Origin of the sequence: Desulfotomaculum copahuensis (genome assembly GCF_001655685.1) — a bacterium.
GTDB lineage: Bacteria > Bacillota > Desulfotomaculia > Desulfotomaculales > Desulfovirgulaceae > Desulfotomaculum_G > Desulfotomaculum_G copahuensis.
Window position 1 is genome coordinate 1 of record NZ_LYVF01000040.1, and the last position, 12,617, is coordinate 12,617.

The window sequence follows — 12,617 nt, forward strand, 5'->3', positions numbered from 1 at the left end:
TCGCCGCTGCAATATTTTTTAGAGCCCCCGGATTGCATCCGGGGGCTCTTTATATTTCACTGTATCCGGAAACTATGCCGGACGATATGGGCTGGCGCCTCGAAACAACCAGACGGGGACAGCTCCTTACCAGTGACAATACCCCGCTTGAGAGCATGTGGCATTGCACCCGGGCGGGGCATTTTCCAGGTATCTTTATGGTGTTATTTCTGGAGCCGGAATGGCACCACACTGACCACCACATCCTGGTGGAAGATGAAGTAAGTGCGCAAAAACCAGCCGGTTTGGTTGTGCAGCAGGCGGTGCCACCATTTGCGGGTTTCGAATTCCGGAATCAGGACGGTGATGAAGTCGCCCGGTTGGCGTTCCCGGCGCATTTGATCAACATAATCAACTACCGGTTCCAAAATGGTCCGGTACGGCGAATAGCGTACAATCAGCTCGATATCCGTTTTCCAGCGCTGCCACTTCTCGCGTATTTCCTGGATGCCGGCTTCTTCGGCGCCGACATACAGGGCGGTGACGTGAGGGGAAATCATCTTGGCATAGGTCAGTGTATTTTCCACCACCCGGTTTACGCCGGCAATGGGCACCAGGACAAGATTGCGCCCCGGGGCCTGCTTCCAACTGCCGCCGCCGTAGCTTTCCCGTGGCAGCCGCAACTGCTCCCGCATGTTCAGGTAATGCTGGTGAATCGTTTTAAATGTGGCGATGAGCAGGGGAATCAGGATGGCCACCAGCCAGGCGCCGTAGATGAATTTGGTGATGGCGATGATCACCACGACAACAGCGGTGGTTACGGCGCCGATGGTGTTGATCAAGGCGCGGAAATGCCAACCGGTGCCTTTTTCACGCCGCCAGTGGATGACCATGCCGGTTTGGGCGATGGTGAAGGAAATGAATACACCCAGGGCGTACAATGCGATCAGATGATCGGTGCTGCCCTGAAAGGCTATGATAAAGACCGCCGACACCACTGAAAGCAGCACAATGCCGCTGGAAAACACCAACCGGTCGCCCCGGGCAGCCAGGTAACGCGGCATGTAGCCGTCCCGGGCCAGCAGGGACAGCAGGGGCGGCAGACCGTTATAAGAGGTGTTGGCGGCAAGATAGAGGATCAGCATGGTGGTGATTTGAATGTAATAATAGCCCCAACTGTGACCCAGGACGGAGCCGGCCAACTGCGAGAGCATGGTTTGATTTGGTTGGGGCAAAAAATGATAGTGCAGGATTAAAAAGGCGATGCCGCCAAACATCACGCCCAGCACCAGGGCCATAATAAAAGTTGTCTTACGGGCATTGCTCACTTCCGGCGGTTTGAACATGGGCACGCCATTGGAAATAGCCTCCACTCCGGTCATGGAACTGCAGCCGCTGGCAAAGGCGCGTAAAATGACGAACAGGGCCGGCCCGCTCCAGGCGAATTGCAAGGAAGCGGCGGGGATTGCCGGCTGGCGACCGGTGAAAACCAGGTACAGTCCGATGCCGATCATGATGATGATGCCGATTATAAAGCTGTATGTGGGAAAAACAAAAACCGTTGACGATTCGCGCACACCGCGCAGGTTGATCAGCATCAGCACGCCGAAAAGCACACCCAGATCAATCGCGATGTGGTAGGGAATGAGCAGGGGAAAAGCGGATACAATGGCGTCAGTACCGGACGATATACTTACCGCCACAGTCAGGGTATAATCAATGAACAGGGAGGCGGCGGCCAGCAGGGCCACCGTTTCGCCCAGATTATTTCTGGCCACCGAATAGGAACCGCCGCCGCCCGGGTTGGCCCGGGCCACCTGGGCGTAGGAAATGGCGACGACCGCCAGCAGGGCCAGGATGGCCAGCGCAATCGGGCCCGCATATCCGTAAAGGAATGTGCCGGCGGCCATGAGTACGATAATGATTTGTTCCGGGCCGTAAGCCACCGAGGAAAGAGCGTCCGAAGAAAAGATGGCCAGCGCCTTCCATTTGGGAAGTTTTTCCCTGACCAGGTACTCGCTGTGCAGGGGTGCGCCGATAAGTATTCTTTTCAAGGTTCTGAACATCTAATTTACCCCTCTTTTGGACATAAAAAGACCCCCGGCCCGCCCACCGGTTCAAAGCAAAACCGGTCTGAAGGCTGCCGCCTTCCCCTTTGACGCCGGCGGGGTTAGCTGACGGGCTCGGGCCAAGGGTAGCCCTGCGGTAAAAACCGGTTCGCCCCGGGAATTGGGTCCCCCGCTTCTGCACGAATTAGGCGTTGCCTGGGGTTATTATGTTGGTAAAGACACATCACCATTCTAGGTTCCTATCTGTCTGCAGTCAAAGATTAACCGGGCATAAATGCGGTTGATTTCAGCCCCCGTAAGGCAAATAATAAATTTAAGCGCTTGGCGCACGGCAGAATGCTTTTTTTTAAAGCGGGACTTTAATTTGCGAATTTATTGCCGCGTCCGGCCAGATGATATTTTATACGGCCTGGCCGGGGCAGGATTATTTTGATCAGCGGACTATGCCGGACCATTTTCATGGAGGCCTTTTTATGCGCAACGGGATTAAAAAAACCGGACGTTTGAAAATATTGCTCGGTGTGGCCAGAGGGGCGGGCAAAACTTCCCGCTTGCTGGAGGAGGGGACGGAAATGTCCCGTAGCGGCACCGATGTGGTGGTGGGCGTGGCGCAGTGCGGCGAAGAGGAGACGGCGCGGCCGGAATGCCGTCTGGAACGCCTGCCGCTGCCGGACACGGCGTCCGGGGAAGCGGAACTGGATGTGGCGGCGGTAATCAAACGCCGGCCGCAGGTGGTACTGATTGACGATTTGGCCCACCGGGCGGCGTTGGACGGGCAATTATACCGCTGGCAGCAGGTGGAACGGATCCTGGATGAGGGTATTGATGTTTTGGCCACGGTGGATGTGGAACAGCTGGAAGGGATGCAGCCGTTAATCAAGGAGATTACAGGAAAACGGGTGGAGGAAGTGGTGCCGGATGCATTTGTCCGCCGGGCCGACGAACTGGAACTGATCGACGTTACGGAAGAGGAATTGGCAGAAAGAGAGGCGCCCGCCCCGTTTGAAAGGCGGCACAACCTGGGCCGGGCTGTGCGTCAGTACCTGGCTTCCACCAATTTCGCCGCCCTGCGGCAAATTGCCCTGCACCAGATGGCCGACCAGGTGGATGAATGGCTTGAGCTGTACCGGGCCAGGAGGGGTTTGCTCGCTCCTTCCGGGGTGCGCGAGCATATTCTGGTTTCCGTGCATTCCCCCTTCAACCTGGAGCGTTTGCTGCGTGCCGGAGTCAATCTGGCCCACGGCCTGCAGGGTTCACTGATGGTCGTGCAGTTGCACGCGCCGGTTTACCACCGGGGGGAGGAAGTGACCAGATTGCCGCGCGAGTATATCGAAGCGGTGACCAAACCGGTAAACGGTGTCTTTATCGAAGTGGAACTGGATGAAGAGAAGGAAGTACCGGACAAGTTGGCTGAAATAATCCGGGAAAAGAAGATCACCCGTCTGGTGGTCGGCCACTCGGCGCGCAGCCGCTGGGAGGAATTTTGGCGCGGTTCGGTTTTAAGCGCCATCCTGCATCGCAACCGGCATATAGATGTACTGGTGGTGGCCAACCGGCGGGCTTTTTCCGGTAAACCGGCGGGGGAAAAACCGGCGCATAAACCCGGCGGCACGGAAGCCTTGCCGGTTTGTGCGCGTAATTTGCCCGGACGATTGAAAGTTTATCTGGGCATGGCGGCCGGGGTGGGCAAAACCTACCGGATGCTGGTTGACGGCAACGAATTGCTGGAAAAGGGGTTGGATGTGGTTGCCGGTTATATAGAAACACACGGCCGGGATGAAACCTGCGCCCAAATCGGCGCCCTGGAAGTGCTGCCGCGCCGGGAAGTGGTCTACCGGGGGCGGAATTTCGATGAACTGGATCTGGATGCGGTGCTGAAACGCCGGCCGCAGCTGGTGCTGATAGACGAACTGGCTCATACCAATATTCCCGGGGTTAAAAACGCCAAGCGCTATCAGGATGTGCTGGAAATCATGCGCGCCGGCATTGATGTGTATACCACTTTGAACGTACAGCACCTGGAAAGCTTGAACGATGTGGTGGAAGAGGCGACCGGTGTCAAGGTGCGGGAAACCGTCCCCGATTGGGTGCTGGATCTGGCCCGCGAGGTGGTGCTGGTGGATCTCGCGCCCAGTGCGCTGCTCTTGCGCCTGGAGGAAGGTAAGGTTTACCCGCCGGGAAAAGCCGAACAGGCAATGGCCAACTTTTTTCAGCCCGCCAACCTGACCGCCCTGCGCGAACTGGCCCTGCGCCGGGTGGCCGGTCACCTGGACAGGCAGGTTGAAAAAAACAAGCATACGGTAAGTTACGACGGCAATATTCTGGTGGCCGTAAATTTGCGCCCGGCGGCCGAACGTCTGATCCGGCGTGGTTTCCGTCTGGCGTACGGCTTGAAAAGCAACCTTTTTGTGGCCTATTTCAACACCGGGCAGATGCGTTCCCCGGCTGAAGAACGTGTTTACACTTATATAAAAACACTTTGTCAGACCATGGGCGTATCCTTTTTGGAAAGACAGGTGGGCCGGGACCGGGATGTGGCCGTCGCTTTGCTCATGCTGGCCCGGGAACTGGACAGCCGTCAGCTTTTCCTGGGCCATTCGGAGCGGAACGGCTGGCAGAAACTGCTCCGGGGGAGTATTATCGACAGTTTGCTCCGGGAAGCCCGCGACCTGGATCTCCACTTGATTGCCCCGCCCCGCGGAGAGGTACCCCGTCCGGTGCGCTTGTAAAAAACATGCCGCTAACCGGGCAGCCGGTCCAGGGCCAGATTCAGCTCGAGGACATTTACCCTTGGTTCGCCCAGCAGGCCCAACTGCCGTCCTTTGATGCACGCCATGACCAGCGCCTTGACTTTGTCTTCCGGAAGGCCCCGGGCGGCCGCCACCCGGGGAACCTGCAGCAGGGCGGCGGCCGGGCTGATGTCCGGGTCCAGGCCGCTGGCCGAAACGGTGACCAGATCCACCGGCACCGTTCCCGGCGTGACGCCCGGGTTTTGTTTTTCCACCCGGGACAGATTGGCACGCACGCTGTTGAGCAGGGCGTTGCTGGTGGGACCGGCATTGGCGCCTCCGGAGGCGGCGGCGTCGTATCCCCCGCCCGCGGCGGAGGGCCGGCCGTGAAAGTAGCGGGGCGAATTGAATTCCTGGCCGATCAGCCGGGAGCCGGCCACCCGTCCGTTTTGGACAACCAGGCTGCCGGCGGCCCGGGCGGGGAAAAAGGCGCTGGCCAGGCCGGTGACCGCCAGCGGGTAAAGCAGGCCGGCAAGCAGGGTCAGCACCAGTATCAAACGCAGCGATTGCATGATTGTGCGCGTCATTCAAGGCTCCTCCATTGCTATCTCATACCAGGTGCAGCCAGACCACCAGCCGGTCCAGCAGCTTGATGCCGATAAAGGGGACCAGCAGTCCGCCCAGGCCGTAAAGGAACAGGTTGCGGCGCAGAATGCCGGCCGCCCCGGCCGGCCGGTAGCCGACTCCCTTCAAGGCCAGGGGAATCAGGGCGATGATGATCAGGGCGTTGAAAATAACAGCGGATAAGATGGCACTTTGCGGTGTGGACAGGCCCATGATGTTCAGCGCCTGCAGTTGGGGGAAGCTGATTGTGAACATGGCCGGCAGAATGGCGAAATATTTGGCCACATCGTTGGCGATGCTGAAGGTAGTCAGCGAACCCCGGGTCATGAGCAGCTGTTTGCCCACTTCCACAATTTCAATCAGTTTGGTCGGGTTGGAGTCCAGGTCCACCATATTGCCGGCTTCCTTTGCGGCCGCAGTGCCGCTGTTCATGGCCACGCCCACATCGGCCTGGGCCAGGGCCGGCGCGTCATTGGTGCCGTCACCGGTCATGGCCACCATTTTGCCCTCGGACTGCTCATTTTTAATCCGTTCCATTTTGGCTTCCGGCGTGGCTTCGGCCAGGAAGTCATCCACCCCGGCTTCCCTGGCGATGGCCCGGGCGGTCAACGGGTTGTCCCCGGTGATCATCACCGTTTTGATGCCCATCGCCCGCATGCGGGCAAACCGTTCCGTTATGCCGCCCTTGACCACATCTTTCAGGTAAATCACACCGTACACCGATTTATTCTCCGCCACCACCAGCGGCGTGCCGCCGGCGTCAGCGATTTCCCGCACTTTTTGCACCAGCTCCGCCGGGACTTCCCCCCCTTGTTCCTGCACCATGCGGATGATTGCCCCGGCGGCGCCCTTGCGGATTTGCCGCTCTCCCAGATCGATGCCGCTCATGCGCGTGTTGGCGGAAAAAGGAATGAACCTGACTTCCTCACTGCCGAAGTCCCGTTCCCGGAAGCCGTATTTTTTGGCCAGGACAACCACCGAACGTCCTTCCGGTGTTTCATCGCTCAGCGAAGCCAGCTGCGCCCGGCCGGCCAGTTCTTCCTCGGAAGCGCCGCCAACGGGAATGAATGCTGTGGCCACACGGTTGCCCATGGTGATGGTGCCGGTTTTGTCCAGCAGCAGCACATCCACATCACCGGCCGCCTCCACCGCCCGGCCGGATTTGGCCAGCACATTGTGCTGCACCAGCCGGTTCATGCCGGCAATGCCGATGGCCGGCAGCAGGCCGCCGATGGTGGTGGGGATCAGGCAGACCAGCAGGGCGGCCATAGTGACCGGGGAAACCGTGGTGCCGCTGTACAGGCCCAGCGGTTCCAGCGTCATCACCACCAGCAGGAAGATAATGGTCAAACCGGCCAGCAGGATAAACAGGGCCAGTTCATTGGGCGTTTTTTGACGGGAAGCTCCTTCCACCAGACGAATCATATGATCCAGAAAAGTATTGCCCGGGTCGGCGGTGATACGCACCTTGATCGAGTCGGAAAGTACCCGGGTGCCGCCGGTAACCGCACTGCGGTCGCCGCCCGACTCACGGATCACCGGTGCGGATTCGCCGGTGATGGACGACTCGTCCACGGAAGCGATGCCTTCCACCACTTCGCCGTCGCCGGGAATCACGTCGCCGGCTTCCACCAGCACTACATCCCCCTTGCGCAGTTGGGTCGCCGGCACAGTTACCGGAACCGTCTGTCCGTCCGGCAGGAGTTTGGCCGTGGTTTCCGTTCTGGTTTGGCGCAGGGCGGCGGCCTGCGCCCGGCCACGTCCCTCGGCCATGGCTTCGGAAAAGTTGGCGAAGAGAACGGTAAACCAGAGCCAGAGGGCAATTTGTCCGTCAAAAGACAGAGCGCCAAAACTTCCGCTGAATAGATGCTGCAGAAAAATGAGCGTGGTCAGGGCGGCCACCACTTCCACCACGAACATGACCGGACTGTGCCACATCCAGCGGGGATTAAGCTTGCGAAAGGCGTCCGCCAGCGCCCGGCGGGCCAGCGCGGGGTCCTGGAAAGAAACCGTTTCTTTACGGGCCATTGTTCCCCCTCCAGTTAAAATAATTTGCCGCCGGTCATGAGCAGGTGCTCGGCAACCGGTCCCAGCACAAGCGCCGGGAAAAAGGTCAGTGCGCCGACGATCAGGATTACGCCCACCAGCAGCCCCACAAAAAGCGGGCCGTCGGTGGGGAAAGTGCCCGGTCCGGGTGGAACGGGCACCTTTTCCACCATCGAGCCGGCGATGGCCAGCACGGCGATGATGGGCAGGAAGCGGCCCAAAAGCATGGCCAGGGCGGTGGTGATCAAATAAAACGGCGCTGCCGCATTTAAACCTTCGAAGGCACTGCCGTTGTTGCCGGCGGCGGAAGCATAAGCGTACATGATTTCACTCAGTCCGTGGGGTCCCTTATTGGCGATGCCGGCCAGGCCGGGACCGCAAACAACCGCCAGGGCGGTCAGGGTCAGGATGAGCACCGGCATGACCAGAACCGCCAGCATGGCCATTTTAATTTCCCTGCTTTCAACCTTTTTACCCAGGTATTCCGGTGTCCGGCCGACCATCAGGCCGGCAATGAAGACAGCCAGCAGTACGAATGTGAGCATGCCGTAAAGCCCCGCCCCCACGCCGCCGAAAATCACTTCGCCCAGGGCGATATTCAACAGGGGGACCATGCCGCCGAGCGGTGTGAAACTGTCATGCATGCTGTCCACCGCGCCGCAGGCGGCGGCGGAGGTGGTTTCGGCAAAAAGGGCGGAGCCGGCGGGGCCGAAGCGCACCTCCTTGCCTTCCATATTGCCTCCCGCCTGCAGGCCGGAGGCGGTCTGATTGACGCCCAGGCGGGTGAACAAGGGATTGCCCGCCTGTTCGGCGGTAATCGCTCCGGCGGCGCCGGCCAGAAAAAGAATGAGCATGGCGAAAAAGACGGCCCATCCCTGGCGGGTATTGCGGGCCATGCGCCCGAAGGTGTGAACGAGCGCGGCTGGAATGGCCAGCATGGCCAGCATTTCAATAAAATTAGTCAAAGGGGTGGGGTTTTCGAACGGGTGGGCGGAATTGGCGTTAAAAATTCCCCCGCCGTTGGTGCCGAACTCCTTGATGGCTTCCTGGGAGGCTGCCGGTCCCATGGCCAGGGTCTGACGGACGCCTTCCAGCGTATGAACGGTCAGGTAGGGGGAGAAGTTCTGAATTACCCCCTGGGAAACCAGCAGCACGGCCAGCGCCAGGGAAAAGGGCAGCAGGATATAAACCACCGAACGCACCAGATCCACCCAAAAATTGCCCACCGTACCGGCTTCCCGCCTGGTCAGGCCGCGGATCAGGGCGATCGCTACAGCCAGGCCGCTGGCGGCGGAAAGAAAGTTTTGTACCGTAGGCGCAAGCATTTCAGTGAGGTAGCTCATGGTCTGCTCCGGGCTGTAGGCCTGCCAGTTGGTATTGGTGACAAAACTCACAGCCGTGTTCAGGGCCAGCAGGGGGTGCATGGCCGGCAGGTGCTGCGGGTTTAGCGGCAGCACACCCTGCAGGCGTTCCACCAGATAGAAAACCACCAGCCCGGTCAGGTTGAAAACAAGCACCGCCCCGGCGTACGTTCCCCAACGCATTTCCTTTTGCGGGGAGATGCCGCCCAGGCGGTAAATCAATCTTTCCAGCCAACCCAGGACGGGGGTCAGGAATACCTTTTCCCCCCGGTGAACCAGGTAAATGTAACCGCCCAGCATGGGAGAGATGATTATAATCAGGGCCGCAAGCAAAAGAACCTCCAAGAATGACCGCATCGGTTTCCCCGCTCCTTAAAGCTTAAAACTTTTCCGGTTTAATCAGGGCGTAGAAGAGATAAGCCATTAAAGCCAGGCCGAGCAGAAGTCCGGCGCCAAACTGCCAATTCATTTCATCCAACCTCCTGAACGTCAAATATTCTTCCGCAAGCAAAAAATAAGCAAAACAGGCCCGTGCCGGTGCGGGAAAGGGGAAAAACACGGCCGCGGCAGCCGTCATGTCCGGCCCCGGCCGTGTTATAATGTATAGTGTAGACGTGAAATCGTTCGGTTGGCCGGGCAGCCGGTGTACACACAGGAATATTATACCACAGAAGCAGACTTCGCCGGCCAATTATTTGCCGTCTTCCGTCGATACCGCCGGTATCCGGTATTACCGGGTACATCTTATACAGGCCGCTTCCAGTTTACAATAAAGTGACAAACAAAATCAATTATGCGGCCGGTGATAGCTTGCATAGTGCAGGGGGAGAGCCATGACCGCCAACCAGAGCGAAAAACCGGTGGAGATCCTCGAGATCATCAGCAAGGTCATCAATGCGGTGGATATCGGCATTCATATTGTGGATACCCGGGGGATCAGCATTTTCTATAATCAAAAGGCTGCCGGGCTGGACGGCCTGCATCCGGAGGAAGTGATCGGCCGGCATGTTTTGGCTGTCTTTCCCTCCCTGACGGCTGAAAGCAGCACCATTTTGGAAGTATTGCGCACCGGCCGGCCGGTATACAACCGCCGGCAGGTATTTTACAACTTCCGGGGCAAGAAAATTGTCACCTTGAATTCCACCATTCCGGTGCTTGTGGACGGAAAGCCGGCCGGGGCGGCCGAGATCTCCTACGACGTCACCCAGGTGCAGGAGATGGCCGACAAACTGCTGGATCTGCAGGTGGAGCTTTACCGCCAGGGACGGGCGGCGGAAAAAGCGGTTGAACCCGGCGCCGCCAAATATGATTTCGAGCAAATTATCGGTGAAAGCGGTGCCGTCAGACAGCTGAAACAATTTGGCCTGCGCGCGGCCAGGAGCGGTGCGCCCGTTTTTATTTACGGCGAGACGGGTACCGGCAAGGAACTGCTGGTGCATGCCATACATAACGCCGGCCCGCGCCGCCACGGACCGTTTATCACTCAGAACTGCGCCGCCCTGCCGGCCACCCTGCTGGAGGGCATTCTTTTCGGTACGGTCAAGGGGAGTTTCACCGGGGCGGAAAACCGTCCCGGCCTGTTCGAACTGGCCAGCGGGGGCACCTTGTTCCTGGATGAAATCAATTCGGCCGACCTGGAGCTGCAGGCCAAACTGCTGCGCGCCCTGGAGGACGGTTATGTGCGCCGGGTGGGGGACGGCAAAAACCGCCCGGTGGATGTACGCATCATTGTAGCCAGCAACATATTGCCGGCCCGGGCGCTGGCCGCCGGACAGATCCGGCCGGACTTGTTCTACCGCCTGAATGTGATTTCCCTGACAGTCCCCCCCCTGCGGGAGCGGCGGGAGGATATTCCCCTTTTGGCCCGTTATTTTATCAAGCAGTTCAGTGACAAGCTGAATATACCGGCGGCCGGCATTGCCCCGGAAGCTATGGCCCGCCTGGAGTGCTACGACTGGCCGGGCAATGTGCGGCAGCTCAAACATCTGATCGAGGGCATACTCAATTTACTGGAGACCGGCGAGATCCGGCCGGAACACCTGCCGCCGGAAATAACCTGCGGCCGGGTTGTCCCGCCCGGCGGAGTCCCCGGTTCCGGCACGGCGGGCGGGTTTCTCCGGCCGGAAGCGACCGGCGGTGAGGAAAGCGTTCTTTCCATGCCCGAAGCGGTGGCAAGGCTGGAGAAGCGCTTAATCGTGGCGGCGATGGCCGGAGCGAGCGGCAATGTGGCCGGAGCGGCGCGCCAACTGGGAATTCCCCGGCAGACACTGCAGTACAAACTGAAAAGCTACGGTCTGAAGTGAACATCGCCGCGCCGGGCCTGGTTTTCCGGTTCGGGAGGAAACGCCAAAAACCGGCGCCGCCTTATTTTCAGCGCCCAAAAACGGGCACCTGCCCGGTCAAACCCGGTTCCGGCCGGGTTTATTAATGGCATGATCCTTGCGACTCTTTGCAGGTTAAAGATGCCAGCATCACGGTTTGCTGCGAGGAGGCGTCATTCATGCGTGATTATAAAGAAATTCCCCGTTGGGCCGGTGTCGGCGAAACAGAGTGGCAGGACTGGCACTGGCAGATCAGCCACCGTCTGACCACAGTGGAAGAATTGAAAGAAGTAATTAATCTAACGCCGGAAGAACAGGAAGGAATCGGCCGGTGCCTGCAGAGCCTGCGCATGGCCGTCACACCCTATTATGCTACGTTGATGGACCCGGATGATCCAGCCTGTCCGGTGCGCCGTCAGGCCGTGCCCACCACTTTGGAATTGCACCGGGCGGCAAGCGATCTGGCCGATCCATTGAGCGAGGACACGGATGCGCCGGTAAAGGGACTGACCCACCGTTATCCCGACCGGGTGCTCTTTTTGATCACCGATCAATGCGCCATGTACTGCCGCCATTGCACCCGCCGGCGCCTGGCCGGGCAGACGGACCAGCCCATGCCTCTGGAGCAGGTTGAGCAGGGTCTGGAGTACATCCGGCGTACGCCGGCGGTGCGGGATGTGCTCCTTTCCGGCGGCGACCCGCTGACCATGTCCGAAATGCGCCTGGAGTACATTTTGAAAAGCCTGCGGGAAATTCCGCACGTGGAAATCATCCGCATCGGCACCCGCACGCCGGTGGTGCTGCCCCAGCGCATCACCCCGGAACTGTGCGCCATGTTGAAAAAATACCACCCCCTGTGGATCAATACGCACTTCAATCATCCCGGGGAAATCACCCCGTTGTCCCGGCGCGCCTGCGCCATGCTGGCCGACGCGGGCATTCCCCTGGGCAACCAGTCGGTGCTGCTCAAAGGGGTGAACGACTGTCCGCAGATCATGAAAAAGCTGGTGCGGCAACTGGTGGCCATGCGTGTGCGGCCCTATTACATCTACCAGTGCGATTTGTCCCGGGGCATTGAACATTTCCGTACCTCCGTGGGTAAGGGACTGGAAATCATGGAGCACCTGCGCGGGCACACCTCCGGTTTCGCCGTGCCCACCTATGTCATCGACGCTCCCGGCGGCGGCGGCAAGATTCCAGTCATGCCCCAGTATCTGATTTCCATGTCCGACCGGCAGGTGGTCCTGCGCAACTACGAAGGGGTGATCTGCACCTATACCGAGCCGGAGGATAAAATCAGCCACTGTCATCAATGCGGTCTCTGCCGGGAAACTGGAACGGAGCCGGCGGGAGTGGCCGGGCTTTTTCAGACGCCGGGCGCCAGCCTGGAACCCCGGGACCTGCCCCGGGCGCGGCGCCGGTTGAACGGCTGCCGCAGCACGGGTTGAGCAGATCCAATTACCGCTTCCGGCGGTGCATTCCGGTGCC

The 12,617-nt window shown here is 59.4% G+C and carries 8 protein-coding genes and 1 riboswitch; of the genes, 3 read left to right on the forward strand and 5 right to left on the reverse strand.

What is annotated here, in order from left to right:
- Positions 1-203: 203 nt before the first annotated feature.
- A complete protein-coding gene (locus A6M21_RS02750) occupies positions 204-2,045 on the reverse strand; it encodes an APC family permease (RefSeq protein WP_066666378.1) in 1,842 nt (613 codons plus the stop codon).
- Positions 2,046-2,123: 78 nt separating this feature from the next.
- A riboswitch (cyclic di-AMP (ydaO/yuaA leader) is annotated at positions 2,124-2,249 on the reverse strand.
- A gap of 272 nt (positions 2,250-2,521) precedes the next feature.
- Between A6M21_RS02750 and A6M21_RS02755 the strand changes: the two genes are divergently transcribed.
- Entirely contained in the window at positions 2,522-4,777 is a 2,256-nt protein-coding gene (locus A6M21_RS02755) for a histidine kinase (RefSeq protein ID WP_161485982.1), read from the forward strand.
- Positions 4,778-4,788: 11 nt separating this feature from the next.
- On the opposite strand, the gene kdpC is transcribed toward A6M21_RS02755, so the two are convergent.
- Genes kdpC through kdpF form a run of 4 tightly spaced genes read right to left on the reverse strand, consistent with a single transcriptional unit; the run spans position 4,789 to position 9,277 of the window.
- Entirely contained in the window at positions 4,789-5,364 is a 576-nt protein-coding gene (gene kdpC / locus A6M21_RS02760; RefSeq protein WP_066666380.1) for a potassium-transporting ATPase subunit KdpC, read from the reverse strand.
- 22 nt (positions 5,365-5,386) lie between these two features.
- Positions 5,387-7,429 (reverse strand): potassium-transporting ATPase subunit KdpB, encoded by a 2,043-nt coding sequence (gene kdpB / locus A6M21_RS02765; RefSeq protein WP_066666381.1) that lies wholly within the window; start codon positions 7,427-7,429, stop codon positions 5,387-5,389.
- A 14-nt stretch (positions 7,430-7,443) separates the two neighbouring features.
- Positions 7,444-9,165, reverse strand: a complete 1,722-nt coding sequence (gene kdpA, locus A6M21_RS02770; RefSeq protein ID WP_066666382.1) for a potassium-transporting ATPase subunit KdpA — start codon at positions 9,163-9,165, stop codon at positions 7,444-7,446.
- Between the two features lie 22 nt (positions 9,166-9,187).
- Complete coding sequence (gene kdpF, locus A6M21_RS18250; RefSeq protein ID WP_151191775.1) at positions 9,188-9,277, reverse strand: K(+)-transporting ATPase subunit F; 90 nt, start codon at positions 9,275-9,277, stop codon at positions 9,188-9,190.
- Positions 9,278-9,641: 364 nt separating this feature from the next.
- Here kdpF and A6M21_RS02780 point away from each other — a divergent pair, with 364 nt between their 5' ends.
- A complete protein-coding gene (locus A6M21_RS02780) occupies positions 9,642-11,111 on the forward strand; it encodes a sigma-54 interaction domain-containing protein (RefSeq protein WP_066666384.1) in 1,470 nt (489 codons plus the stop codon).
- Between the two features lie 197 nt (positions 11,112-11,308).
- Positions 11,309-12,577 (forward strand): lysine 2,3-aminomutase, encoded by a 1,269-nt coding sequence (gene kamA / locus A6M21_RS02785; protein ID WP_066666385.1) that lies wholly within the window; start codon positions 11,309-11,311, stop codon positions 12,575-12,577.
- Positions 12,578-12,617: the final 40 nt, after the last annotated feature.